Raw genomic sequence first — 24,748 nt, forward strand, 5'->3', positions numbered from 1 at the left:
CCGCCGCCCGAGACCCGCCAATTCCTTAACCTTCCGTCCGCACAACTTGGAAGAGCGGGGTGCGAAAGGGGGCCGGCCGCGGCGCGGCCCCTCGGGAGCGACGCGTCATGGCCGGGATCGCGAGGCGAGGAGGCGGGGACCGGCGGCCCGGCACCGTCGCGCGCCTGATCAGGGTTATCGTCCTATCCTGCCTGGCCGCGCTGCCGGCGGCAGGTGTGGCTCGCGCGGAGGAACCGGTCCGGGCGCAGGAGCCGGTCCGGCTGCGGGTCGTGGGCGGCCTCGGGGGCATCCGCCAGTTCACGCAGTTCGAGGCGCCGTTCTGGGAGCTGGAGATCGCCGCCCGCTCGGGCGGGCGGATCGCGGCCAGCATCCACGCCTTCGACCGCAGCGGCCTGCGCGGCGAGGACATGCTGCAACTGATGCGTCTCGGCGTCGTCCCGTTCGGCACCGCCCTTCTCTCGCTCGTGGCGGGGGAGGACCCGGAGCTGAGCGCCGTCGACCTGCCGGGCCTCAGCCCCGACGCGGCGACCCTGCGGCGCGCCATCGCGGCCTACCGTCCCCACCTCGCCGCGATCCTGCGGGAGCGCTACGGCATCGAGCTCCTGGGCGTCTACAGCTACCCGGCCCAGGTGCTCTACTGCGCCCGGGCGTTCCGGGGCCTCGACGACCTCGCCGGGCGCCGCGTGCGGACCTCCTCCGTGAACCAGTCCGAATTCGTGCGGGCGCTGGGAGGCGTGCCGGTCATCGTCCCGTTCCGCGAGACCGTGGCGGCGGTGGCGAAGGGGGTGGTGGATTGCGCGATCACCGGGACCCTGAGCGGGCCGGAGATCGGCCTCCCGGCGGTCACTACCCACGTCTACGCGCTGCCGATCAACTGGGGCGTGTCGGTGTTCGGGGCGAACCGGGAGGCCTGGGACGCCCTGGCGCCGGACCTGCGCGCGGTGATCCGGGGCGGGATCGACGACCTGGAGGCGCGGATCTGGCGCATGGCCGAGGAGGACACGGCCCGGGGGCTGGCCTGCAACGCCGGCGCCCCCACCTGCGCGGGCGGCCCGCCCGCGCGGCTGGTGCTGGTGCCGGTGAGCGCCGCCGACGAGGCGCGCCGCAGGAAGCTCCTGGCGGAGGCCGTCCTGCCGGGCTGGATCGAGCGCTGCGGCCGCGCCTGCGGGGCAGCCTGGAACGCGACGCTCGCGCGCGCGGTGGGCGTCGCGGCGGGCCTCGACGCCGATGCGCGCTGACGCGCCGGCGGCGGCCGCCCTCCCCCGCGCCGGCCGGGCCCCGCGCCGGTTCGTGCTCCCGGTGCTCGCCGGTGCCGCGCTCCTGTCGGGCGTGCTCCTCGGCGGCAGCGCCCTCCTGCTGTACCGGACCCACGCCACCGCCCGGGCCGGGGCCGAGCGCTCCGTCGAGCGCACCGCCCGGACCCTCGTCCACGCGATCAACCGTCAGTTCCTGCAGGTGGACAGCGCGCTCGCGAGCCTCCCGGTCCTGTTCTCGACCGTCGCGGCGAGCGGCGGCGAGATCCCTCCCGAGACGGCCGGCCGCCTGCTGCGGGGATTGAACGTCCAGAGCTTCGCCTTCCGCGACCTGATGCTCGTGCGGCGCGACGGCTCGATCTGGACCTCGGCCCGCGCGCGCAGCCCGACCTTTCCCCTCGACGAGGTGCTGCCCGCGCGCAGCCGGGGCCAGCTGATGCTGGCCGGCCCGGTGAACGACCGGCGCAGCGGCCAGTGGATGCTCTACCTCGCGCGGATCGTCACCCTGCCCGGCGAGGGCGAATTGGCGGCCGTGGCCGAGGTGCCGCTCTCCAGCGTGCAGGGCCTGCTGGCGGAGGTCGGGGATGCGCCCGGCCAGCGGGTGACGCTCGAAGGCGCGGACGGGCGCCTGCTCGCGAGCCTGCCCCACGACGAATTCGCCACGGGACGGCCCCTCGCCCGGCCTGTGAGCGGCGCGCGGCGGGACGGGACGGCCTTCGCGGTCCCGGCCGCGGGCGGCGCGGCGCTGGCCGCGGCGCGGCCCCTCCTGTACGGCGATCTCGCGGTGGCGGTGACCCTGGACGCCCGCCAGGCCTACGCGGAATGGAGCCGCGACCGCGACCGCATCCTCGCCGGGGCGGCGGTGCTGGAACTGCTGCTGCTCGGCGCGGCGGCGGCGCTGCTCACGGGATGGCGCACCTACCAGGACCTGCAGGACGCCCGCGACCGCGCCCGGACGATGCTGGAGAACGCCGTCGAGGCCATGGCGGACGGCTTCGTGATGTGGGACCGCGAGGACCGCCTCGTGACCTGCAACCGCCACTACCGGGACCTCTACGCGGCGAGCGCCCCCGCCATCCGCCCCGGGGCGCGCTTCGAGGACATTATCCGGTACGGGGCCGCGCACGGCCAGTACCCGCAGGCCGGTCGCGATCTCGACGCCTTCGTGAACGAGATCCTGTCCTGGCGCAGCAGGGACCGCGGCACGGTGGAGCGGCTGCTCCCGGACGGGCGCTGGATCCTCGTCTCCGAGCGCCGCACGGCGAGCGGCGAGACCGTCGGCATCCGCACCGACATCACCGCCCTGAAGACCGCCCTCGACGATCTCGCCGCCGCGAATGCCCGGGCCGGTCGGGCCATGGCCGAGGTGCAGGCGCAGAACGCCGCCCTGGTCGAGCGCGACCGCACGCTCCGGACCCAGAACCTGCTCTTCGACGCGGCCCTGGGGAACATGTCCCACGGGCTGCTGATGGCCGACGCGGCGGGGCGCCTGATCGTGGCGAACAGGCGCCTGGGCGAGCTCGTCGGGACGGGACCCGAGGCGCCGGCGGCGGGCGAGGAGGTGGACGCCCTCTTCGCCCGGCTCGCCGCCGCCTCGCCGCTCGGCGCAGCGGCGCTCGACCGGATCCGCGCCCGCCAGGGCGCCCTCGCCTCCCGCCGGGAGGCGGGCACCTTCAAGGTCGCGGGGCGGGACGGCCGCACCCTCAGCGTCACCCAGCGGCCGATGCAGGACGGCGGCTTCGTGGCGATCTACGAGGACGTCACCGAGCAGCAATCGGCCGAGGACCGGATCCGCTTCCTCGCCGACCACGATCCGCTGACGCGGCTGCCGAACCGCGCCCTGTTCCGCCACCGCCTCGACGCGATGCTGCGCGGCGCCCCCGCCGGGGTGGCGCTCCTCTACCTCGACCTCGACGCCTTCAAGGACGTGAACGACACCCTCGGCCACCCGGTCGGCGACGCGCTCCTGGCCGCGGTGGGCGCGCGGCTCGCGGGCTGCGTCGGGGAGGCCGGTACCGTGGCGCGGCTCGGCGGGGACGAGTTCGCGGTGGCCTGCGCGGCGCCGGGCGAGGCCGAGACGCTGGCGCGCCGGATCATCGACGCGCTCAGCGCGCCCTACGACCTCGCCGGGCGGGCCGTGCGGATCGGCGCGAGCGTCGGCATCGCCCTGTCGGGGCCGGAGGCGGCGGATGCCGACACGCTCCTGCGCCACGCCGACATGGCCCTCTACGAGGCCAAGGGGCGGGGCCGGGGCGTGCACCGGGTGTTCGAGACCCAGATCGCCGCCCGCCTGCACGAGCGCCTCGCCCTGGAGGCCGATCTCGCCCAGGCCGTCGAGGCCGGGCAGTTCGCCCTCGCCTACCAGCCGGTCTTCGACCTCGCGGCGGGACGTCCCTGCGGATTCGAGGCGCTGCTGCGCTGGGACCACCCGGTGCGGGGTCCGGTCAGCCCGGCGCGCTTCATCCCCCTCGCCGAGGAGACCGGCCAGATCGCGGCGATCGGCGCCTTCGTGCTCGACCGGGCCTGCCGGGACGCCGCCGCCCTGCCGCCCGGCATCCGGGTGGCGGTCAACCTCTCGCCGGTGCAGCTGCGGGCCGAGGACATCGAGGCGCAGGTGGCCGGCGCCCTCGACCGGTGGGGCCTCGACCCGACCCGGCTCGAACTGGAGATCACCGAGACCGCGCTCATGGAGAGCAACGCGCGCACCGCCCAGATCCTGGAGCGCCTGCGCGCCCGCGGGGTGCGGATCGTGCTCGACGATTTCGGCACCGGCTACGCCTCGCTGAGCTACCTGCGCACCTTCCCGTTCCAGAAGATCAAGATCGACCAGTCCTTCGTGCGGGAGATGACGAGCCGGATCAATTCGCGCGCCATCGTCAGCGCCATCGTGGGGCTCGCGGACGAACTCGGCATGGCGACCACCGCCGAGGGCGTCGAGACCGCCGATCATCTCGATTTCGTGCGCCAGGTCGGGTGCCGGGAGGCGCAGGGCTACTTCCTCGGCAAGCCGCGGCCGATCCTCGCCGCCTACGAGGTCCTGCGCGCCTCAGCCCCCCGGCCGGACCCCACCGCCCTCGCCTCGTGAGCGCCGGAACAGGCCCTCCGGCCCATGGGTTGGGCGGGACCCGACCTCCACCCGACGGAGGCGTCCATGGCCGGCGAGACGCCGCACGGCGACAAGACCCACGCCCAGCTCCAGCGAACCATCGCGCATCGAGAGGGGCCGAACGTGCCGGCGGGCGGCGGCGCCCGCATCCGCACCGAGGCCGACCCGCGCCGGCCCCCGAGCACCCACCGGGGCTGACAGCCGCATTCCCTTGAGGAATCGGGCGGCCTCCCTCATAGTGGGCGGAGGTAGGAGGGCCGCCCTCGGCCGGGCGGGCAGCATGGTTCATGACGTCGTCGCCAGCACCGTCCGATGCTGAAGATCTGGTCTCCCGGTTGCGGCGCATGAACGCCGAAACCGAGAAATTCGTTGAGGAGAGCCGCAAACTCGCGAGCGAGCAGCGCAAGCTGATGGCGGAGGCCTCGAAGCTGGAGCGGGACCGCGCTCTGGCCCCCTGGCAGATGATGATCGCCGGGATGGCGGCGGGCGCGGCCTTCTTCGGGGCCGGCGCCGCCTTCGTGAAGCTGCTGGCCCCCTGACCGCCTACGCCACCGAGATCAGCACGATCCCGCCCGCCATCAGGCCGGCGCCGAGGAGCCGCTGCGGGCCGGCCCGGACCTGCTTCATGCCGAGCCAGCCGAAATGGTCGAGGGCGATCGAGGTCAGCAGGTTCGCGGTGATCAGGAGACCGTTGAAGGCGCCCGCCCCGACCTTGTCGACGAACAGGAGCCCGGCGAAGACCGCCACCGCCCCTGTGATGCCCGCAAGCGGCATCCACCAGCGCACCCGGGCCACGTCCTCGCGGGCGGGGAGCGGCGAGGGCCGCAGAAAGAAGATGCCGAGGAACACGAACACCACCGGCAGGAACGACACCAGGGCGGCGAGCCAGGGATTGACCAGCGCCCCGCGCAGCTGGGCGTTCCAGACCACGCCGATGGCCTGAAGCGCGCCCGCCACCAGGATGAACGGGTAGAGGAACTTCCCGTCGATCCCGTGCCCGCCGTCGCCCTCCTCCTTGGGGTCCGGGCTCTTGCGGGCGATGAGGACGATGCCGCCGACCATCAGCAGGCCGCCGAGCCAGGCCAGGAGCTTGAAGCCCGACCCCTGCAGGCCGAACAGCCCGAAGGCGTCCATGGCGAGCGAGGTCAGGATGTTCGCCGTGATGACGAGGCCGTTGAACGGGCCGGCCCCGACCTTGTCCACGAAGGCGAGGCCGCCGAACACCGCGACCGCCCCCGCCACGCCCCCGAGGGGCGCGTACCAGTGCATCTGCCCGAGGCTCGCCTCAGTGGGCAGCGGCAGCGGCATGGTGAGGAACAGGATCGCGAACACGAAGGCGATCGGCAGGAAGGACACCGTGGCGGCGAGCCACGGATTCACCAAGGCCCCGCGCAGCTGCGCGTTCATGGAATTGCCGAGCGCCTGGAGCGCGCCCGCGAGGATGATGAAAGGATAGAGGAGAGCGGCGCTCACGGGTGACCCCACGGCTGGAGGAGGAGGCCGGCGAGAGCCAGCAGGAGGGCCGGCGGCATCACCAGGAGGCCGAGACCGAGGAAGCGCCCGGCGCCCACGTCCTCCCCCTCCCGCCGGATGGCGGTGAGCCACAGGATGGTGGCGAGCGAGCCGGTCACCGAGAGGTTCGGGCCGAGGTCGACGCCGATCAGGATGGCGCCGGCGACCCGGTCCGAGACGTCGGCGGCCTGGACCGCCGCGCCGGCGATCAGGCCGGCCGGCAGGTTGTTGACGAGGTTGCAGACCACCGCGATCAGCGCGCCCGCCCCCCAAGCGGTGCCGTCCGGATGGGCCTGGGCCGCCGCCTTCAGGGCGTCCGCGATCTGGCGCAGCACCCCGGTCTTCTCCAGGGCCTCGACCAGCACGAACAGGCCCGCCACCAGCGGCAGCACGCTCCACGACACGTCCTTGACCACCTCGACGAAGCCCTCGCCCTTGATGACGAGGACGAGGAGGGTCGTGGCGAGGCCCGCCAGGCAGGTCGGCAGGCCGAGGTCGAGGCCGAGCGCGGAGGCGGCGATCAGCACGCCGCCCGTCGCCACGATGCCGAGCCCGGCGATCAGGCCGGTCCGCGACAGGGGCGCGATCTCGACGTCCGTCGCCACCTCCTGGGCGCGCAGGGTCGCGCCCTGCGTGACCCGCAGGACCGCGTAGGTCGCCAGGATGGCGAGCCCCGAGGGCAGCGCGAACCGGGCCAGCCATTCCAGGAGCGGCGGCATGTGCGCGGCGTAGACCACGAGGTTCGCCGGGTTGGAGATCGGCAGCACGAAGCTCGCCGCGTTGGCGATGAAGGCGCAGATGAACAGGTAGGGCAGCGGGTCGCGCACCTTCGCGGCCTTGGCGGCGGCGTAGACCGCGGGGGTCAGCACCACCGCGCAGGCATCGTTCGACAGGAACACCGTGACGACGGTGCCGACCGCGTAGACCAGGGCGAAGAGCCGGGTCGCCGAGCCCTGCGCCCGGCGCACCGCGATGCCGGCGAGCCAGTCGAACAGCCCCTCCTTCCGCGCCACCTCGGCGAGCAGCATCATGCCGATCAGGAACAGGTAGACGTCCGTGCCCTTGAGCACGCCGTCCCAGGCGGTGCCGGCGGGCAGGAGCCCGAGCCCCACCAGCAGGGCGGCGCCGAGCACGGCCCAGATCGCCTCCGGCCAGCCCCGGGGCCGCAGGATCACGCCGAGCGTCGCGAGCGCCGCGATGCCCCAGGTGGCGAGGTTCGGTGTGACGCCGAGCGCGCCCATGTCGTCTGGTCTCCCGTGTTCAGGTGAGGGCCGGTCTCACCATTTCCGGCCGTTGCGGTTGGGGCCGAGCTGGGTGCCGAGCAGACCCTTCTCGGGCCAGGCGCCGAGCGCGTCCGCGTCGCTGCCGAGCCCCCGGGAGACCGGGATCACGCCGGAATCGGCGGTGGGCTCGATCGTCTCCTCGTCCTGGTGTCCGGCGGCGTCGCGCGCCCTCACGGTCAGGCGCCGGGCCTCGCCGCTCCAGGTGATCTCCGCGCCCCAGCGGTTCCCGCCGAGCGGCTCCAGATTCTGCCAAGGACCGTCGTCGACCTTGGCCTCGCAGGCGGTGACGGCCTCGCTCCCGAGAACGAGCGCCCGCACGGAGGCGCGCGCGCCCACGACGTGGCCCGGATGCTCCGGGTCGTGGGCGAGCCGCCGGTCGGCCGGACTGGTGATCAGCACGAAGGGCCAGGGGCGCGCGAGGTCCTTGAAGCGCCAGCTCGCCACGCCGCCATCGAGGGAAGCGACCGCGTAGCCCACCGGCCCCTCCTCGATCTGCCCGGTGGAGCGTGTCGCTGCGTAAACCGTCCGGCCCTCGTTGGCGAGTTCGTTGTAGTGGGTGTGGCCCATCTCTACGAGCCGAACGGGCGAGCGGTGCAGCAGGGCGGCGATCCGGTCGGCCTCCCCCTCGCCCTGCAGGTCGGCCGGGTAGCTGTGCATGAACAGGGCGCAGTCGCCGCGCGCCGCCGCGAGTTCCTGCTCCAGCCACGCCTCCTGCGCGGCGCCGAGGCGGAAATCGGGGCCGCCCGAGCCCGGTCCGCTGATGTCGAGGAACAGGCAGCGCACCCCGCCCACGTCGACCGCGTAGGGCAGGCGCGGCACGTCGAGCCCGGCGTAGAAGGCGTCGAGGCTCCCGCCCTCCACGTCGTGGTCGCCGGTGATCACGTGGACGGGCAGGCGCAGCCGGTCGAGGCCGCGCCGCACGATGGCGTACTGGGCGGGCGTGCCGTTGTCGGCGTTGTCGCCCGGCAGGTACGCGAAGGCGAGGCCCTGGGTCTCGTTGATCTGGTCGACGATGGCCAGGAAGTCCCGGGCGTTCTCCGCGTCGGGCTCCGTGATGTGCAGGTCGCCGATATGGGCGAAGGCCAGGAAGGCGTCGGAGAAGGCGTCGGATCCGGTCATGACGGGCCTCGTCGGGCGCCGGGCGGGCGCGGCATCAGGGAGAGGAGGGCAGGATCCCTCCGCCGGAAGATCACTCGGCCGGGAGATCACTCGGCCGGGATCACTCGGCCGGGACCGCCAGGGGAGCCGACCCGTCCGATCGGGCGGTGTCGGCGGCGCGGCGGTCGCGGGTCTCGGGCATCAGGAGCAGGAAGGCCGCGAAGCCCGCGCCCGCGATCGCGGCCAGGACCAGGAAGGCCGCCGAGTAGCCGGCCGACACGATCAGGAGGCCGGCGAGCGCAGCGCTGAACGAGGCGCCGATCCCCTGCGCGGTGGCGACCGCCCCCTGCGCGACGTTGAAGCGGCCGGTGCCCCGGGTGAGGTCCGCCACCACGATCGGGAACAGCGCCCCGTAGATGCCCGCCCCCACGCCGTCGAGGCACTGCACCGCCACGAGGTAGAAGGGATTGTCCGAGAAGGTGTAGAGCACGCCGCGCAGCGCCAGGATGCCGAAGGCGACGAGGAAGATCGGCTTGCGCCCGAAGCTGTCGGCCTTCGCGCCGACCATCACGGCCATCGGCACCATCACGCATTGCGCCGCCACGATGCAGACGGAGACCAGCGAGGTCGCGTAGTCCTTGCCCACCACCTTGGTCAGGAGCTGGCCGACGGACGGGAGCATCGCCGCGTTGGCGAGGTGGAAGGCGGCGCAGAGCACCGCGAACAGCATCAGGGAGCGGTTGCGCAGCAGCACGGTGAGGCCGGAGGGCTGCTCGCCCTCCTCCGCCGCGTCGCCGCCGAGGCCGCGGGCGAGGTCGTCGTCGATCTCCTGCGGCCGGATCAGCAGCGTCGCGCCGATGCTGAGCGCGGCCAGCACCGCCATGAGCCAGAACACCACGATCGGCCCGAACCAATAGGCGGTGGCGCCCGCGATCACCGCCGACACGGCGTTGCCGGCGTGGTTGAAGCCCTCGTTGCGGCCGATGCGCTTCGAGAAGGCCTTGGGCCCGACCACGCCGAGGGTGATCGCCGCCAGCGCCGGCGGGAAGATCGCGCCCGCGATCCCGGCGAGCGACTGCGTCGCCGCCACGAGGTAGAAATTCGTGATGAAGGGCAGCGCGAGGCAGCTCATCGTCACCGCGAGGGCGCCCGCGATGACGATGGCGCGCTTGTGCGCCGTCCGGTCGATCAGGGCGCCGGCCGGCGTCTGGGCGATGAGCCCGGCGATGCCGGCGATCGTCATGACGAGGCCGGTCGTGGCCTCGTTCCAGCCCTGATCGGGGCCGCGCACGGCGATGAGGTAGATCGCCAGATAGGGGCCGAGACCGTCGCGCACGTCGGCGAGGAAGAAGTTCAGCGCGTCGAGGCCGCGCCGGGCCCGCGCGGACGGGGTCGGGTCCGCGGCGCGCGCGGACGGACGCAGGTCGTTCATGACGATCTCCGCGAGGGCTGGGGTCGGGCGAGGGATGAGGCTGCGCGGCGGGAGCCGCGCAGCTTTGCGCCGCGATAATCGAGGGGACGATGGATTAGTTCCCGGTGAAGTTCGTCCCACCTTCGGCCAATCATCGCGGCGCGTTTTGACCGATCCTCTAGGGCAGTATGCGCCCCCAGGGTCAGCGGGGCGGGGGCGGGGGCGCGTTGGCCGGCCCGCCGGGCGGAGGCGGGGGCGGGAGCGCGTCAGCCGGCCCGCCGGGCGGAGGAGGCGGCGGCGGCGCGAAGGCCTGCCGGCCCTCCTTCCCGCGGCGGCCCGGGGGCGGCGCGTCGATCTCGGTCAGGCGGTCCGGGGCGGGGCCGATCGCCCGCACGTCGATCACCGTTCCGAGGGCCGTGGTCGAGACCGCCCCGCGCAGGCTCACGCTCTGGCCCGGCTGCAGGAAGGCGTTCCAGCGCACCGCCTCGTGCGGGGGCAGGCGCAGGGAGGCGCCGGTGTCGAGGAGGGCGCCGTTGACCTCGCCGCGCTTGCCGTGCAGGGGCATGGTCACCTTGGCGGTGAGGGTCGTCTCATCGCCGCCGCGGCCGGGCGGGCCCGCATCCACGATGGTGACGCCGCTCGCGTCGTTGCGGATCGAGGCGGCGTCGACGAGGGGCAGCGCCCGGGCCTTCATGCCGCGGATCGTCACCGCGTCGCCGGGCCGGATGGCGTAGACCACCTGTCCGGTGAGGTGGGGCGGCAGCTTCACCTCGGTGCCGTCCTGCAGGATCAGCCCGTCCACGTCGCCCCGCGGCGTCAGCGTGTATTGCCGGATCGTCCCCTTGGTCTCGGGCAGGCTTGACGGGTCCCACACGAACCCGCCCGTCTGGGCATAGACTCCGGCGCCACCCGCGGCGACGAGGCCGGCGACGAGGGCCGCGGCGGCGAGCCGTCGCGCGGTCCGCGGTCTGTCGTTCGTCATGACATCACTCCATCACGGCGGCCCCGAGGGGGCCGACGAAGACAGGATGGCAACCGCCGTGCCAACCTTATTATCGTGCTTTCACAATGACTTAACAGATTTTGGCAATCGCGCCGCGTCGGGATTCACGACACTGGCCGTCGCACATCCGGACACGCCCGACCCCCCGCCCGCTGCGGCACGGCTGTCCGGGGACAACGCGATTCGCTTCTCCCCTCTTTCGCGGGCTAGCGTGTCCACACTTCGCCTATCGGCGTGAAAAAGATCGTGTCTCCCAGTCGTTTGAACGGAACCAAGGAGACCCGCGGGATCCCCTCTCCCGTGCGGGAGAGGGGTAGGGGTGAGGGTCCAGGTGGTTCAGCAAGCTCGCTGAACCGTCCCGCTGCCAGCACGACGCTCGACGCGTAATCCTGAAGGGTCCGGGACCCTCACCCCTGCCCCTCTCCCGCACGGGAGAGGGGTTCCCCGCGCCACGCCCGGGAACCGTCGTATGCCAGCATAAGTATCTGCAATGTATGTTTTTTTGCGTTGTGTGAATCCACAAGCCCCCGCGGGGGAGGGTTGATGCGCGGCGTCCGGCAGTCGCCAGCGTACGATCGCTCTCGCGAGCCACGTCGACTCACGGCCCTACATGCCTTAGAGGAAACTAATGATAAAAACCGGAACAGTGAGAGAAAATCGCTGCAAACCGGTCTCTCTGGAGAGAATCATCCTCCTCGTATTCGTTCTTTAAAAAGATCATTCGTTTGACGCATAGAATTCAACGCGGCAATCTCGCTCGGGTTGAGCGCGCGTCCCGGTTCGGTCCGCACCGTGGATAGGCGGCTGTGTCAGCAGGGATCCGAACAATGTTAACGTCATTGGCTGCTCTTGCCCGAGAGTTCGCCCGCTTTGCTCTCATGGCCGGCCTCCTGGCCGCCGCGCCGGCCTCGGCGGGTCCGACCCTTGATGCGATCAAGCAGCGCGGAGTGATCAAGGTCGGCGTCGGCACCTCTGCGGGTTTCTTCGCGCCGGACAGCAACGGGCGCTGGCAAGGCTTCTTCGTCGATTTCGGCCGGGCGCTCGCCGTGACGGTGTTCGGCGATCCGGACAAGGTGAGCTTCACCTCGTCCTCGCCGCAGCAGCGCCTGCCGGCTCTCCAGGCGGGCGAGTTCGACATCCTGCTCTCGGGCGTGACGCAGACCGCGACGCGCGCCTTCAAGCTCGGCTTCCACTTCGGGCCGGTCGTCTTCTACGACGGCCAGGGCCTGCTGGTGAAGAAGTCCCTCGGCGTCACCAAGGCCGCCGACCTCGACGGCGCCACCATCGGCATCCAGAGCGGCACGACCGGCGAACTCAACATCGCCGACTTCTTCCGCAAGCAGAAGAAGACATTCAAGCCGGTGGTGATCGAGGAGACGAAGGAGTTCTTGAACGCGCTGGAATCGGGCCGGGTCGACGCGCTCACGCAGGATGCCTCCGACCTCGGCCAGAGCCGACTCCGGCTCGGCAAGCCCGACGACTACGTGCTGCTGCCCGAGCGGCTGTCCAAGGAGCCGCTGGCCCCCGCGATCCGCTCCGGCGACGACCGCTGGCTCGAAATCGTCAACTGGACGGTCTACGCCACCATCCAGGCCGAAGAACTCGGGATCACCCAAGCCAACGTCGATGAGTTCCTGAAGAGCGACGACCCCGGCATCAAGCGCTTCCTCGGCGTCGACCGCTCGTTCGGCGAGGCGCTCGATCTCGATCCGAAGTTCGCCTACACGATCATCAAGACCGTCGGGAACTACGGCGAGATCTTCGAGCGCAACATCGGCAAGAAGAGCAAGTTCGGCTTCGAGCGGGGCGCCAATCAGCCTTGGACCCAGGGCGGCCTGCTCTACTCGCCACCCTTCCGGTGAGCCGCATCCGCCTCCCGACGATGGCTCCGACGCTTCTGCCGTCGTGTCTGCCGGGCCCGACAGGGTCCGGCTTCGTCCGCGTCCTCACCGCGTGGTGGGGCGAGAAACCCCTGCTTCAGCTCGGCCTTTTCCTCGGGGTCGGTCTCGTCTTCGCGCTGCTCGGCACCAACCTCGTCCGCAACATGCACATGGTCGGGCTCACCCCCGGCTTCGCGTTCCTCAACCACGCCGCCAATTTCGAGATCGGCGAGGGCGTGATCGCCTATTCGGCGGGGGACAGCTACCTGCGCGCCATCACGGTCGGGCTGCTCAACACCATTCGGGTCGCGTCCGCCGGCTGCGTCCTCGCCACCGTTCTCGGCGTGGCGTTGGGGGTCGGACGCTTGTCCTCCAACCCGCTGCTCTCGGGGCTGATCCAGGCCTATGTCGAGATCGTCCGCAACACGCCCCTGCTCCTGCAGATCTTCTTCTGGAATGCCCTGCTCCACACGCTGCCGGGGCCGCGCCAGGCGCTCGCGCCGCTCCCGGGCGTCCTGCTCACGAACCGGGGCATCTTCCTGCCCGCGCCGACCGGCGAGCCCGCCACCCTCGCGACGGTCGGCGGAGCCGTCCTGCTGGCCGCGGCGGCCGCGCTCGCCCTCCGCTATCGGAGCCGGCGGGGCGCCCGCACCCCTGCCGCGGCAGGAGCGGCCTTGTTCGTCGCTGCGGCGGCCGCACCACTGCTCGCCGCGGCGGTGACCGGCCATGTCCCCGTCCTGGACGTTCCCCGCCTCGCCGGCTTCAACATCCGGGGCGGCCTGTTGCTGTCGCCGGAATTCATGGCCCTGCTCGCGGCCCTCGCGGTCAATGCATCCGCCAGCATCGCCGAGACCGTTCGCGGCGGCATCCTGTCGGTGCCTGCCGGGCAATGGGAGGCCGGGCGCTCGCTCGGCCTGTCCTGGGCACGGATCATGCGGCTCATCGTGCTGCCCCAGGCGCTGCGCGTCATCATCCCGGTGATGACGTCGAGCTACCTGAGCCTGACCAAGAATTCGAGCCTCGCCGTGGCGATCGGCTTCCCGGATCTCGTCAACATCCTGAACACCACCGCCAACACCACCGGCCAGGCGCTGGAGGCCATCCTCCTGATGAGCGTCGTTTACCTGTCCTTGAGCCTCGCGGTCTCGACCCTGATGAACGCCTACAACCGGCGCTGGGTGCTGCGGGAGCGGAGCGGGTCGTGAGGCCGGGCCTGATCGGGATGATCGCACCGGCGGGGTCACGCCGGCGGCGCCTGTGGACGGGGCTGATGGGCTCGCGCCTGAACGCCGCCATCACCCTCGCGGTCGCGGGCCTCGCCCTGCTGGTGGTGCCGCCGCTGACCCGCTGGGCGGTGCTCGATGCGGTCTGGAGCGGCGACGCGGCGGCGTGTGCGGCCGCCCGCGGCGCCTGCTGGGCGTTCATCGGAGAGAAGCTCCGGTTCATCGCCTTCGGCTTCTACCCTCCGCACCTGCAATGGCGGGCCGGGCTGGCCCTGGCCCTGATGGTCGCGCTCGTCGCCGTCACGGCATGGCCGCGCAGTTGGGGCCGTCCGCTGCTCCTGGCCTGGGGCGTCGCCATCCCGTCCGTCCTGATGCTCCTGCTCGGCTGGCCGGGCGCCGAGTGGGTGCCCACCGAGCGCTGGGGTGGGCTGCCGGTGACGGTGCTCCTGTCCGTCGGCGCCTTCGCCGGTGCCTTCCCGCTCGCGGTGGTGCTGGCGCTCGGCCGCCGCTCGCGTCTCGGCGGCGTGAGGCTCCTGTGCGTCGCCTACATCGAGGTCGTGCGCGGCGTGCCCTTCATCGCCGTGCTCTACGCGGCGACGCTGCTGTTCCCGCTCATGCTCCCGGCGGGCTCCACCGTCGACAAGTTCCTGCGCGCGGAGGCCGGCCTGACGCTGTTCGTCGCCGCCTACCTCGCCGAGGTGCTGCGCGGCGGCCTTCAGGCCGTGCCGAGCGGGCAGTACGAGGCTGCACGCTCCCTCGGGCTCTCCTACGCGCGGATGATGCACCTCGTCGTCGTGCCGCAGGCTCTGCGCGCCGTGCTGCCCTCCCTCGTCAATCTCGGGATCAGCGTCTTCCAGGACACGACGCTCGTTATCGTCATCGGCATGTTCGATGTCCTGAACGCTGCCCGCGCCGCGGCGAACGACCCGAACTGGCTCGGCTTCTACACCGAGGCTTACGTGTTTGCCGCCTTCGTCTACTTCGTCGCCTGCTTCTGCGCCTCGCGCTACAGCCTGTGGCTCGAGCGGCGCCTCGATGCGGGCCGCCGATCCGGGCCCGGGTGAGACGGGATCGGCTTCGATCGAGCGGATCCCGTATCAGTTCGTCACCGGCTTCGCCGTCCCTTGCGAATGAACGAGCGTTCTGATTTGCGGCGAAGACATTCAATACTTCTGTGCCGGCACTTCAAGACTGGCGCGGGATCCCCTCTCCCGTGTGGGAGAGGGGTAGGGGTGAGGGTGGCTCGGGTTCAGGATGACTCTGAACCGTCGAGCTGCCAGCGGCACGGTTCCGCCTTCTTGCTGAAGCGTCCGTCCCTCACCCCTGCCCCTCTCCCACTCGGGAGAGGGGTTCCCCGATCCATGACCTCCGAAACCGGGTGCGTCAAATCTCGCAGAAACGACAATGCCTTGCGAGAGCGTTACATTTAATCACCCAATCCGTACCGCTCCATCTTGGCGTAGAGCAATTGCCGCTGGATCCCGAGCCGCTTGGCGGCCTGGGCGCGGTTGCCGCCGGTCTCGGCGAGCGCCCGGCGGATCATCGCGGTCTCGAGCCGCGCCACCGCGCCGGGGAGATCGCCCTCCAGCCAGTCCGGCGGGCCCGCCTCCGCCTCCCCGAGCGCGAGGTCGGCGCTGTCGAGGACCTCGCCGCGTCCCAGCACGGCGGCCCGCTCGATCAGGTTGCGCAATTCCCGCACGTTGCCCGGCCAGGGATGGGCCAGCAGGCGGGAGGCCGCGGCGGCGGTCAGGCGCTTCGCCGGCCGGCCGTCGCGGGCGGCGAGCGCCAGGAAGTGCTCGGCGAGGGGCAGGATGTCGGCGAGGCGCTCGCGCAGGGGCGGCAGCGCGATCGGCACCACTGCGAGCCGGTAGTAGAGATCCTGCCGGAAGCGGCCCTCCGCCACCAGGGCGGGCAGGTCGCGGTGGGTCGCCGCCACGATCCGCACCGCCACGGGGGCCGGCCGCCCGCCCACCGGCGTCACCGTCTTGTCCTGCAGCACCCGCAGGATCTTGGCCTGCATGGGCGCGGGCATGTCGCCGATCTCGTCGAGGAACAGCGTGCCGCCCTCCGCCTCCCGGAAGGCGCCGCGCCGGTCGCTCCCCGCCCCCGTGAAGGCGCCCTTCACGTGGCCGAACAGCTCGCTCTCCAGGAGGTCGGGGGGAATCGCCGCGCAGTTCACCGGCACGAAGGGCCCGGCCCGGTGGCGGCCGAAATCGTGCAGGGCGCGGGCCACCACCTCCTTGCCGGTGCCGGTCTCGCCCTGGAGCAGCACGGTGGCGTCGCTGTCGGCCGCGAGCCCCACCGCCTTCTGCACCCGGCGCATCCCCTCGCTCGACCCGACGAGGCCGGAGGCCGGGCCGGGCGGCGCGCCGGAGACCGGTGCCTCCCGCGGCAGCATCCGGTCGAGGAGCGCCCGCAGGTCCTCGCGCCCGACCGGTTTGGTCAGGTGGTCATGGGCGCCGAGCCGCATCGCCTCGATGGTGTTCTCCGGGCTCGCATAGGCGGTGAGGATCGCCACCGCCGGCGCCCCCGGCCGCTCGCGGATGCGCCGCAGCAGCGCCATCCCGTCGAGGTCGCCCGGCATGCGCAGGTCGAGGAGCACGGCCGCGATGTCCGGCGCCGCCGCGAGCCGCGCCAGGGCCTCCCGGCCGGTGGCGGCGAGGAGGGGGGCATGGCCGAGATCGCCCAGGGTCTCGGCGAGACCCTCGCGCAGCGCCGCCTCGTCGTCGACGATCAGGATCGTGGCCATGGCGTCAGGGTCCGGGGATATCGATCTCGAAGGTGGCACCGGATTCCCCGGGGACCAGCCGCGCCGCGCCGCCATGGGCGCCGGCGGTCTCGCGCACGATGGCGAGGCCCAGCCCAGTCCCGTCCGGGCGGCCCGTCGCGAAGGGCTCGAACAGGCGCTCGCGCATCGCCGCGGGGACGCCCGGCCCGGAATCCGCGACCCGCACGACGACCCGCCCCCCGGCCACCGCGCCCGAGAGGCGGATCGTGCCGCCCTCCGGGCTGTGCTGGATGGCGTTGAGGAGGAGGTTCTCGACCGCGCGGCGCAGCCGGGCCGCGTCGAGGGAGGGCCGGGCCGCCTCCGGGGCCTCGACCGCGATGGCGAGGCCGCGGGAGGCGGCCTGCTCCTCGTGCAGGCGCGCGCAGTCCCGCAGGAGATCCGCGAGATCGGTCGGCGCCCGGTCGAGGGGGCGCGCCTGGGTGAGGCCGAGGAGGTCGCGCAGCAGCCCGTCCATGCGGGCGACCTGCTCCAGCACCAGCGCGAGGGCCGCGCGGGGGCGGGCCGGATCCGGGCTCGCCAGCGCGTTCTCGGCCTTGAGCCGGATCGCCGCCAGCGGGTTGCGGATCTCGTGGGCGACGCCGGCCGCCAGCCGGCCCACTGCGGCCAGCCGCTCGGCCTCGCCCGCCCGGGCGCGGGCGGCGGCGAGCCGCCCCGCGCTCGCGTTCAGCGCCTCGACCAGCCGGTCGAGCTCGCGCAGGCCGGTCGGCTGCAGGAGCGCCAGGTCGGCGCCATCCCCCTGCCCGGCGAGCTGGGCCTCCAGCCGGCCGATGCGCCGCGACAGGGCGAGGATCAGCCCGCCGAGGAGGAGCGCCGAGCCCAGCACCGTCGCCGCCAGGAACCCGAACCCGGCGAGGAGCTGCGCGTAGGCCGGCCCCTGGTCGGTGCGCACCCGGGTCATCGCCCAGGCGGTGGCGCCGACCAGGGGGCCGCGCAGGGGGCAGGCCTGGAGCACGAGGGTCTGGGTGCGGGCGACGCGGCGCAGGGCGATCGGCCGGTCGGCGGCGAGCGCGTCCGCGTTCACGCGCCGGATGGTGTCGCGCTCGGCCTCCGGCAGGTCGGTCTTCGGGCCCGTGCCCTCGTAGGTCGGGTAGGCGTAGGCGGCCGCGCCGCCGTCGGTGGTCCAGAGCCCGCCCTCGATCCCGGGCGCGTGGGCCAGGGCGGCGGCGGCGACGCCCGAGAGGTCCGCGCGCAGGCGGTCGTCGACCTCCCGCACGGTGCCGGTCCAGCCCGCGACGAAGAAGGCGTAGCGGTCCGCGATCTCGCGGCAGGCCCGCGCGGTGTCGATCTCGGCCCGCCCGACCTGCACGGCGGCGGACTGGTCGTAGAATTCCGCCAGCAGGTAGGCGGTGGCCGCCGCGGAGGCGAGGAGCAGGAGCCAGAGCGCGAGGAGGCGGCTGCGGAGGGAGGCGAAGGGCATGCGGGGAAGGAGGGCGCTGCGGGCCGTGACGTCAAGCCGGGCGCGCGTCGGCCCCGTCTCACACCGACAGATAGGCCTCCCGCACCGCCCCGTCGGCCTCCAGGGCCGCCATCGGACCCTCGAAGCGGACCGCGCCCTTCTCGATCACGTAGGCGCGGTCGCAGACCGCCGCGGCGAAGCCGAGATTCTGCTCGCAGAGCAGCACCGCCAGACCCTCCCGCTTCATGCGCAGCACCGCCTCGGCCATCTGCTCGACGATGACGGGGGCCAGCCCCTCGGAGGGCTCGTCGAGGAGCATCGCGCGCGGGTTGCCCATCAGCGTCCGGGCGATGGTGAGCATCTGCTGCTCGCCCCCCGACATGGCCGAGGCCCGCCGGCCGCGCATCTCGGCGAGGTTGGGGAAGATCGAAAAGAGCCGGTCCGGCTCCCAGGCGGGCCGCCCGTCGAGGGGCGCCTTGCGCCCGACCTCCAGGTTCTCCGCCACCGTGAGGTCGGTGAAGATGCGCCGCTCCTCCGGCACGTAGCCGAGGCCGAGCCGGGCGATCCGGAAGGGCGCCCAGCCGGTCACCGTCCGACCCGCAACGACGACCCGGCCGTCGGTCGGCGCCAGCAGCCCCATGATGGCCTGGAGCGTGGTCGACTTGCCCGCGCCGTTCCGGCCCATCAGGGCCGCCACCTCCCCGGCGCGCAGGCTGAGGGTCACGCCGAACAGCACCTCCGCCCGGCCGTAGGCGGCCCGCAGCCCCACGACGTCGAGGAGCGGCTCCATCAGGCGGTCGCCCGGCGGCGGGCGCGCAGGGCCGCGGCCACGCCGGCCTCGCCGAGATAGGCCTGCCGCACCCGCGGGTCGGCCCGCACCGCGTCGGGCGCGCCCTCGGCGATGATCGTCCCGCGCACCAGCACCAGCACCCGGTCGGCGTGGCCGAACACCGCCTCCATGTCGTGCTCGGTGTACAGGATCCCGATCCCCTGGCTGCGGGCAACCCGGGCGGTGAGCGCCATCAGCCCGCCGCGCTCGGCGGGCGCCATGCCGGCGGTGGGCTCGTCCATCAGCAGCAGCTTCGGGCGGGAGGCGAGCGCCACCGCGAGCTCCACCCGCTTCACGTCGCCGTAGGCGAGTTCGGCCACCGGCCGGTCCGCCTCCGCGGCGAGCCCGACCTCGGCGAGGAGGCCCAGCGCTTCGTCCCGGTAGAGGCGGCGCGCGTCGGCGAAGAGCGCGCGGCTGCGGCCGCGATGGGACACGAGCGCCATCTGGACATTCTCGGCAACGCTCATCGACACGAAGGTCTGGGCGACCTGGAAGGTGCGCCCGATCCCGGCGCGCCAGGCGGCGCGGGCGGGCAGGCCGGTGATCGGCCGCCCCGCCAGGGTCACGCGGCCGGAATCGGGCTTCAGCTGCCCGCCCACCATGTTGAAGGTGGTGGACTTGCCCGCCCCGTTGGGACCGATCATCGCCAGCATCTCGCCGGCCGCGAGCGCGAAGGACACGTCCTGCGCGGCGGCGACGCCGCCGAAGCGCTTGGTCAGGCGGTCGACGACGAGGAGCGTCACGCCCGTGCCTCCGCTTGCGACCGGCGGGAGCGGGGCGACAGGAGGTCGGCGGCGCCCGCCAGCCCGCGCGGGAACAGCAGCACCGTCGCGATGATCGCGAGCCCGAGCAGCAGCCGCCAAGAGGTGGTGAGCGGCATCACCGCGTCCTTGAGGACGTGCAGGAAGGCGGCGCCCAGGAGGGGGCCCATCAGGGTGCGGATGCCGCCGATCAGGACCATGACCAGGAGATCGATCGAGGTCGGGATGGCGGCGAGCGTCGGGTCGATCGAGCCCTTCTGGAAGGCGTAGAGGCCGCCCGCCAGCCCCGCCGCGGCGCCCGCCAGCGTGAAGGCGAGCCAGCGGTGCGTGCGCACGTCGAGGCCGATCGCCTCCGCGCGGGTGGCGGAATCGCGGGCGGCGCGCAAGGTGTAGCCGAAGGGCGCGAAGACGATCCGGCGCAGCACCAGGATCGCCGCGAGGGTCACCGCCGCCACGAGGTAGAAGCCGCCGATGCGCCCGGCCGCCCAGGGCGCGGGCCAGACGCCGACGAGGCCGTTGTCGCCCCCCGTCACCTCCCCCCACTGGACGCCGACCGCGTAGAGGATCTGCGCGAAGGCGAGCGTCAGCATGGCGAGGTAGATGCCCGACAGCCGCACGACGAAGAGGCCGAACAGGGCGGCCCCGGCCGCCGCCGCGAGGGGTGCGGCGAGGAGCGCGAGTTCCATCGGCGCCTTGAGCGGCCCGGTGACGAGGAGGCCCGCCGCGTAGGCGCCGAGGCCGAAATAGGCGGCGTGCCCGAAGGAGACGAGGCCGCCCACTCCGACCAGGACCTGCAGCGAGAAGGCGGCGAGGGCGAAGATCAGGATCTCCGTCGCGACCCTGACCGCGGAGGCGTCGGCCACGAGGGGAAGAGCCAGCAGGGCCGCGACGGCGAGGGCGGTGAGCGCCGCCTCGGCGGGGCGCAGGCGGCGCAGGGACAGGATGCCCTCGGGCGGGCGGCCCGCGGCGGCGCTCTCCGGGCGCCCGAGCAGGCCCCAGGGCTTGACCACCAGCACCACCGCCATCAGGGCGAAGACCAGGACCAGCGTCGCCCTCGGCAGGATCAGGATGCCGAAGGCCTGGAGCTCGCCGATCAGCAGGGCGGCGAGGAAGGCGCCCGGCACCGAGCCCATGCCGCCGATCACCGTGACCACGAAGGCGTCCGTGATGACGCCGAGATCCATGTGGGCATTCGCCGGCACGCGCGGGATCTGGAGCGCGCCGCCGAGGCCGGCGAGCGCCGCCCCGAGGAACAGCGTGAGGGTGAAGAGCCGCGCCTGGTTCACCCCGAGCGCGCCGACCATGTCGCGGTCCTGGGTGGCGGCCCGGATCAGGATGCCGAAGCGGGTGCGGTGCATGAGCAGCCAGAGCCCCGCCAGCACCAGCGGCCCGATGCCGATCAGCACGAGGTCGTAGGCGGGGAAGCGCTGGCCGAGGATGGCGACGCCGTGGCGCAGGGACGGCGCGCGCGGCCCCGCGAGGTCGAGCGGCCCCCAGATCGCCAGCACGAGATCCTCGACGATCAGCACCACTCCGAAGGTGGCCAGCAGCTGGAAGAGGTCCGGCAGCCGGTAGAGCCGGCGCAGCAGCAGCATCTCGACGGCGACGCCGATCAGCCCGACGAGCAGGGCCGAGAGGACGACGCCGAGGAAGAAGGCGGCCGGTGACGCGCTGAGGTCGAGGAGGCGCGGGACCAGGGAGACCGCGATGTAGGCCCCGAGCATGGTGAAGGAGCCATGCGCGAAGTTCACGATGCGGGTGACGCCGAAGACGAGGGTCAGGCCGGAGGCGACCACGAACAGCGACGCGGCGCCGGCGAGGCCGGACAGGGCTTGCAGGACGAGGAAGGAGGGGTCCATGCGCTCTCGCCGATGTCTCCGTGGTCACCCGGTTTCCGGGGGCGGTTCCGCTGCTCCATCCCCTAGGATGCCTGGCGCTTCCCCCTCTCCCGGGTGGGAGAGGGGTTAGGGGTGAGGGTGGCTCGGTCTCAGCAATAAGACGCAACCGGGCCGCTCGCAGCGCGACGGTTCAGACATCTTGCTGAAGCGTCCGTCCCTCACCCCTACCCCTCTCCCACTCGGGAGAGGGGATCCCGCGCCTCATGCGGGGCATCCGTGAGAACAGCACGGACGCCAAATTGGACCGGTGTCGCGCGCGGCGTCACGCCTTCCGGGCCGCCCTCACCTCCGCCTCGGGCACCATGTAGTCGGCGCCGTCCGCGTAGCGCACGTTGCGCATCGTGCCCCGGCGCCCGTCGAGGGCCGTCTCGCCGATCCAGGTGCCGAGCGTCGACTGATGGTCGAGGGCGCGCATGGTGACCGGGCCCACGACCGTCTGCGCGGTCAGCCCTTCCAGGGCGGCGACCATCGCCTCGGTCTCGACGGACCTCGCCGCCTCCAGGAGGTCGCGGATCACCTGGACCACGACGGTGCCGAGGAGCGAACCCTGCCGCGGCGTGTCGTTGAACCGCGCCCGGTAGGCGGCCACGAAGTCCCTGTGGCCGGGCGTCGCGATCGTCTCCCAGGGATAGCCGGTGGTGATCCAGCCCTCGGGCGTCTCGTCGCCCAGCGGGATCAGGTATTCGGGCTCGCCGGTGAGCAGGCTCGCGACCGTGCGGCCCTCGAAGAGCCCGCGGGTGTTGCCCTCGCGCACGAAGGCCGTGAGGTCGGCCGCGAACAGCACGTTGAACAGCCCCTCGGCCCTGGCCTGGGCCAGCGCCCCCACGGTCGATCCGGCGTCGATCCTGCCGAGCGCCGGGTATTGCTCGGCCACCACCTCGAAGCCCGGCACCGCGGCGCCCATCAGGCGCTTGAAGCTCGCCGCCGCCGCCTGGCCGTACTCGTAGTTCGGCGCCACGATCGCCCAGCGCCGGATGCCGCGGGCCTTCACGGCCTCGACCAGCATCCGGGTCTGCATCGAGGTGCTGGGCCGGACCCGGAAGGTGTAGCGGTTGCCCGAACCCAGCGTCAGCGCGTCGGTGAGCGGCTCGGTGGCCAGGAACATCACCTTGCGCTGGTTGGCGAGATCCGCCACCGCGAGGCCCACGTTCGACAGGAAGGTCCCGCACAGGAAGGCGACGTTCTCGCGGGTGAGGAGTTCCTCGGCCACGCGCACCGCGTCGCCCGGTGTCGCGCCGTCGTCCCGGAACACGAACTCGATCGGCCGTCCGCCCAGCGCCTTGATGCCGCCGGCGGCGTTGATCGCGTCCTGCGCGAGCTGCATCGCGTTTCGATAGGGACCCGCGAAGGCGGCCATGCGCCCGTAGGAATTGAGTTCGCCGATCCGGATCGGCCCGTCGGCGGCCCTCGCGGCCTTCAGCCCGAAGGGTGCCGCCGCGACCCCGAAGGGTGTCGCCGCGACCCCGCCGATCACCGCGCGGCGGGAGAGGGGAGCCAAGCGCATGACACGAATCTCCGGCATCGACGATGTCGACCCGAGTATCGGGCGTCCGCTCGCGTGTCAGCCCCTCGCCCGCACACGAACGCATGGGGCTGGGGCACCGGTGGGGACGGACCGGCCGCGATGGCGGGCGGAGGCGAGGCCGCCGCCGAGGGAATCGAAAGCCCGTGCTGTTCGCTTTTCCCCGCTTGCCTTCGTTTTCATGCTCGCCTAGGTTCGTTTGGCGCGATAAGCGAACGGACCCGAGAGTCCGAACCGGGGAGACGTCCTGTGAGTCTGCGGCGGGAGCAACCCGGCCTCTACGACCTTGCCGTCATCGGCGGCGGCATCAACGGCTGCGGCATCGCCCGCGACGCGGCGGGGCGGGGTGCGTCCGTCGTGCTGTTCGAGCAGAACGACCTCGCCAGCGGCACCTCCTCGGCCTCGACCAAGCTGATCCACGGCGGCCTGCGCTACCTGGAGCACCACGAGTTCCGCCTCGTGCGCGAGGCCCTGATGGAGCGCGAAGTGCTCTGGGCCAGCGCGCCCCACATCGTCTGGCCGCTGCGCTTCGTGCTCCCGCACCTGAAGGGCCTGCGCCCGGCCTGGCTGCTGCGGCTCGGCCTGTTCCTCTACGACACCCTCGGCGGCCGCAAGCTCCTGCCCGGCACGCGCAGCCTCGACCTCGCCCGCGACGAGGCCGGCGCGCCCCTGAAGGAGGGGTTCCGCCGGGCCTTCGAGTATTCGGATTGCTGGGTGGAGGATTCGCGCCTCGTGGCCCTCAATGCCCGCGACGCCGCCGCCCGCGGGGCCGCGATCCGCACCCGCACCCGGGTCGTTGCCGCCACGCGGCTCTCCGATCGTTGGCAGGTCGCGGTGGAAGCCGGCGGGCGGCGCGAGACGGTCGAGGCGCGGGTCCTCGTCAACGCGGCCGGGCCCTGGGTGGCGGAGGTGCTCACCGGCGTGGTGCGGGCGAACGCGGCGGCGGGCGTGCGCCTCGTCCAGGGCAGCCACATCGTGGTGCCGCGGATCTTCCGGCACGACCGCGCCTACATCTTCCAGAATCCGGACGGACGGATCATCTTCGCGATTCCCTACGAGCGGGACTTCACGCTGATCGGCACCACCGACCGCGACTACCGGGCCGATCCCGCCGCCGTGGCGGCGAGCGAGGAGGAGATCGCCTATCTGTGCGCCGCGGCGAGCGAGTATTTCCGCGAGCCGGTGCGGCGCGAGGACGTGGTCTGGACCTATTCGGGCGTGCGCCCGCTCTACGACGACGGCGCCTCGAAGGCCCAGGAAGCGACGCGGGACTACGTGCTGATCCTCGACGCGGGCGAGGGGCGGGCGCCCCTGCTCTCCGTCTTCGGCGGCAAGATCACCACCTACCGGCGCCTCGCCGAATCCGCCCTCGCGCGCCTGCGCGACCACCTGCCGGCCGCCCGCGCCCCCACCTGGACGCGCGACGCGCGGCTCCCCGGCGGCGATTTCCCGGCGACGGGCTACGATTCCCTGGTCGCGGCCATTCGGCACGAATTCCCCTTCCTGGCCCAGGCCCATGCCGCCCGGCTGGTGCGGGCCTACGGGACCGACGCGCGCACGATCCTGGCGGGGGCCCGGAGCCTCGCCGATCTCGGCCGGGTCTTCGGGGCCGACCTCACCGAGCGCGAGGTGCGCCACCTGATGCGCCACGAATGGGCGACGCGGGCCGAGGACGTGCTCTGGCGGCGCACCAAGCTCGGCCTGCGCCTGTCGCAGGCCGAGGCCGCCGCCCTCGACGCGTTCATGCGCCAGGACGCCCCCGCGTCCTCGGCCGCCTGAGGGAGA

Annotated in this window: 19 protein-coding genes; 8 read left to right on the top strand and 11 right to left on the bottom strand. The window is 72.9% G+C overall.

Features of this window, described 5'->3' with window-relative positions:
- The first annotated feature begins 215 nt into the window (after positions 1–215).
- The 4 genes from ACW9J6_RS22805 to ACW9J6_RS22820 all read left to right on the top strand — a co-directional run bounded on the left by ACW9J6_RS22805 (position 216) and on the right by ACW9J6_RS22820 (position 4,898).
- On the top strand, positions 216–1,238 hold the full coding sequence (locus ACW9J6_RS22805) for a TRAP transporter substrate-binding protein (RefSeq protein ID WP_457118806.1): 1,023 nt from the start codon (positions 216–218) through the stop codon (positions 1,236–1,238).
- The gene (locus ACW9J6_RS22810; protein WP_457118807.1) at positions 1,228–4,338 is read left to right on the top strand and encodes a bifunctional diguanylate cyclase/phosphodiesterase; all 3,111 of its coding nucleotides are present in this window, start codon (positions 1,228–1,230) and stop codon (positions 4,336–4,338) included. Before ACW9J6_RS22805 ends, ACW9J6_RS22810 begins: the two co-directional genes overlap by 11 nt.
- 66 nt (positions 4,339–4,404) lie before the next feature.
- Positions 4,405–4,557, top strand: coding sequence for a hypothetical protein (locus ACW9J6_RS22815; protein ID WP_457118808.1), 153 nt, complete (start codon positions 4,405–4,407; stop codon positions 4,555–4,557).
- A gap of 146 nt (positions 4,558–4,703) precedes the next feature.
- Entirely contained in the window at positions 4,704–4,898 is a 195-nt protein-coding gene (locus ACW9J6_RS22820; RefSeq protein WP_457118809.1) for a hypothetical protein, read from the top strand.
- A 4-nt stretch (positions 4,899–4,902) separates the two neighbouring features.
- On the opposite strand, the gene ACW9J6_RS22825 is transcribed toward ACW9J6_RS22820, so the two are convergent.
- The 5 genes from ACW9J6_RS22825 to ACW9J6_RS22845 form a co-directional block, all read right to left on the bottom strand.
- Positions 4,903–5,832, bottom strand: coding sequence for a DMT family transporter (locus tag ACW9J6_RS22825; RefSeq protein WP_457118810.1), 930 nt, complete (start codon positions 5,830–5,832; stop codon positions 4,903–4,905).
- The gene (locus tag ACW9J6_RS22830) at positions 5,829–7,112 is read right to left on the bottom strand and encodes an arsenic transporter (RefSeq protein WP_457118811.1); all 1,284 of its coding nucleotides are present in this window, start codon (positions 7,110–7,112) and stop codon (positions 5,829–5,831) included. Before ACW9J6_RS22830 ends, ACW9J6_RS22825 begins: the two co-directional genes overlap by 4 nt.
- Before the next feature lie 36 nt (positions 7,113–7,148).
- Entirely contained in the window at positions 7,149–8,273 is a 1,125-nt protein-coding gene (locus ACW9J6_RS22835) for a metallophosphoesterase family protein (protein WP_457118812.1), read from the bottom strand.
- A 100-nt stretch (positions 8,274–8,373) separates the two neighbouring features.
- Positions 8,374–9,684 carry an MFS transporter gene (locus tag ACW9J6_RS22840; protein WP_457118813.1) on the bottom strand — a complete coding sequence of 437 codons (1,311 nt, stop codon included), beginning with the start codon at positions 9,682–9,684 and terminating at the stop codon, positions 8,374–8,376.
- A 181-nt stretch (positions 9,685–9,865) separates the two neighbouring features.
- A complete protein-coding gene (locus tag ACW9J6_RS22845; protein ID WP_457118814.1) occupies positions 9,866–10,645 on the bottom strand; it encodes a hypothetical protein in 780 nt (259 codons plus the stop codon).
- Between the two features lie 899 nt (positions 10,646–11,544).
- On the opposite strand from ACW9J6_RS22845, the gene ACW9J6_RS22850 reads away from it, so the two are divergent.
- From ACW9J6_RS22850 to ACW9J6_RS22860, 3 genes are read left to right on the top strand one after another with little or no spacing between them, the layout of a single operon-like run.
- Entirely contained in the window at positions 11,545–12,528 is a 984-nt protein-coding gene (locus tag ACW9J6_RS22850; protein WP_457118815.1) for an amino acid ABC transporter substrate-binding protein, read from the top strand.
- 20 nt (positions 12,529–12,548) lie between these two features.
- Positions 12,549–13,751: an amino acid ABC transporter permease gene (locus tag ACW9J6_RS22855; protein ID WP_457118816.1), complete on the top strand. Its 1,203-nt coding sequence runs from the start codon at positions 12,549–12,551 to the stop codon at positions 13,749–13,751.
- Positions 13,748–14,833, top strand: coding sequence for an amino acid ABC transporter permease (locus ACW9J6_RS22860; RefSeq protein ID WP_457118817.1), 1,086 nt, complete (start codon positions 13,748–13,750; stop codon positions 14,831–14,833). The genes ACW9J6_RS22855 and ACW9J6_RS22860 overlap by 4 nt, the downstream gene beginning before the upstream one ends.
- A 362-nt stretch (positions 14,834–15,195) precedes the next feature.
- On the opposite strand, the gene ACW9J6_RS22865 is transcribed toward ACW9J6_RS22860, so the two are convergent.
- The 6 genes from ACW9J6_RS22865 to ACW9J6_RS22890 all read right to left on the bottom strand — a co-directional run bounded on the left by ACW9J6_RS22865 (position 15,196) and on the right by ACW9J6_RS22890 (position 22,945).
- Positions 15,196–16,518 carry a sigma-54-dependent transcriptional regulator gene (locus ACW9J6_RS22865; RefSeq protein ID WP_457118818.1) on the bottom strand — a complete coding sequence of 441 codons (1,323 nt, stop codon included), beginning with the start codon at positions 16,516–16,518 and terminating at the stop codon, positions 15,196–15,198.
- Positions 16,519–16,522: 4 nt separating this feature from the next.
- Entirely contained in the window at positions 16,523–17,974 is a 1,452-nt protein-coding gene (locus ACW9J6_RS22870) for a sensor histidine kinase (RefSeq protein WP_457118819.1), read from the bottom strand.
- 58 nt (positions 17,975–18,032) lie between these two features.
- Positions 18,033–18,743 (bottom strand): ABC transporter ATP-binding protein, encoded by a 711-nt coding sequence (locus ACW9J6_RS22875; protein WP_457118820.1) that lies wholly within the window; start codon positions 18,741–18,743, stop codon positions 18,033–18,035.
- A complete protein-coding gene (locus ACW9J6_RS22880; protein ID WP_457118821.1) occupies positions 18,743–19,525 on the bottom strand; it encodes an ABC transporter ATP-binding protein in 783 nt (260 codons plus the stop codon). Before ACW9J6_RS22880 ends, ACW9J6_RS22875 begins: the two co-directional genes overlap by 1 nt.
- On the bottom strand, positions 19,522–21,402 hold the full coding sequence (locus tag ACW9J6_RS22885) for an ABC transporter permease (RefSeq protein ID WP_457118822.1): 1,881 nt from the start codon (positions 21,400–21,402) through the stop codon (positions 19,522–19,524). Before ACW9J6_RS22885 ends, ACW9J6_RS22880 begins: the two co-directional genes overlap by 4 nt.
- 301 nt (positions 21,403–21,703) lie before the next feature.
- Positions 21,704–22,945 (bottom strand): ABC transporter substrate-binding protein, encoded by a 1,242-nt coding sequence (locus tag ACW9J6_RS22890; RefSeq protein WP_457118823.1) that lies wholly within the window; start codon positions 22,943–22,945, stop codon positions 21,704–21,706.
- Between the two features lie 267 nt (positions 22,946–23,212).
- Here ACW9J6_RS22890 and glpD point away from each other — a divergent pair, with 267 nt between their 5' ends.
- On the top strand, positions 23,213–24,742 hold the full coding sequence (gene glpD / locus ACW9J6_RS22895) for a glycerol-3-phosphate dehydrogenase (RefSeq protein ID WP_457118824.1): 1,530 nt from the start codon (positions 23,213–23,215) through the stop codon (positions 24,740–24,742).
- The last annotated feature ends 6 nt before the right edge of the window (positions 24,743–24,748 follow it).

The organism is Methylobacterium sp. JK268, from assembly GCF_054052225.1.

What these genes read in the sequence shown, in the direction of transcription:
- ACW9J6_RS22810 (WP_457118807.1), top strand. Translation starts at nt 1,228, where the DNA reads ATGCGCGCTGACGCGCCGGCGGCGGCCGCCCTCCCCCGCGCCGGCCGG.
- ACW9J6_RS22815 (WP_457118808.1), top strand. Translation starts at nt 4,405, where the DNA reads ATGGCCGGCGAGACGCCGCACGGCGACAAGACCCACGCCCAGCTCCAG.
- ACW9J6_RS22820 (WP_457118809.1), top strand. Translation starts at nt 4,704, where the DNA reads ATGAACGCCGAAACCGAGAAATTCGTTGAGGAGAGCCGCAAACTCGCG.
- ACW9J6_RS22830 (WP_457118811.1), bottom strand. Translation starts at nt 7,112, where the DNA reads ATGGGCGCGCTCGGCGTCACACCGAACCTCGCCACCTGGGGCATCGCG.
- ACW9J6_RS22835 (WP_457118812.1), bottom strand. Translation starts at nt 8,273, where the DNA reads ATGACCGGATCCGACGCCTTCTCCGACGCCTTCCTGGCCTTCGCCCAT.
- ACW9J6_RS22840 (WP_457118813.1), bottom strand. Translation starts at nt 9,684, where the DNA reads ATGAACGACCTGCGTCCGTCCGCGCGCGCCGCGGACCCGACCCCGTCC.
- ACW9J6_RS22845 (WP_457118814.1), bottom strand. Translation starts at nt 10,645, where the DNA reads ATGACGAACGACAGACCGCGGACCGCGCGACGGCTCGCCGCCGCGGCC.
- ACW9J6_RS22850 (WP_457118815.1), top strand. Translation starts at nt 11,545, where the DNA reads ATGGCCGGCCTCCTGGCCGCCGCGCCGGCCTCGGCGGGTCCGACCCTT.
- ACW9J6_RS22855 (WP_457118816.1), top strand. Translation starts at nt 12,549, where the DNA reads ATGGCTCCGACGCTTCTGCCGTCGTGTCTGCCGGGCCCGACAGGGTCC.
- ACW9J6_RS22865 (WP_457118818.1), bottom strand. Translation starts at nt 16,518, where the DNA reads ATGGCCACGATCCTGATCGTCGACGACGAGGCGGCGCTGCGCGAGGGT.
- ACW9J6_RS22870 (WP_457118819.1), bottom strand. Translation starts at nt 17,974, where the DNA reads ATGCCCTTCGCCTCCCTCCGCAGCCGCCTCCTCGCGCTCTGGCTCCTG.
- ACW9J6_RS22875 (WP_457118820.1), bottom strand. Translation starts at nt 18,743, where the DNA reads ATGGAGCCGCTCCTCGACGTCGTGGGGCTGCGGGCCGCCTACGGCCGG.
- ACW9J6_RS22885 (WP_457118822.1), bottom strand. Translation starts at nt 21,402, where the DNA reads ATGGACCCCTCCTTCCTCGTCCTGCAAGCCCTGTCCGGCCTCGCCGGC.
- ACW9J6_RS22890 (WP_457118823.1), bottom strand. Translation starts at nt 22,945, where the DNA reads ATGCGCTTGGCTCCCCTCTCCCGCCGCGCGGTGATCGGCGGGGTCGCG.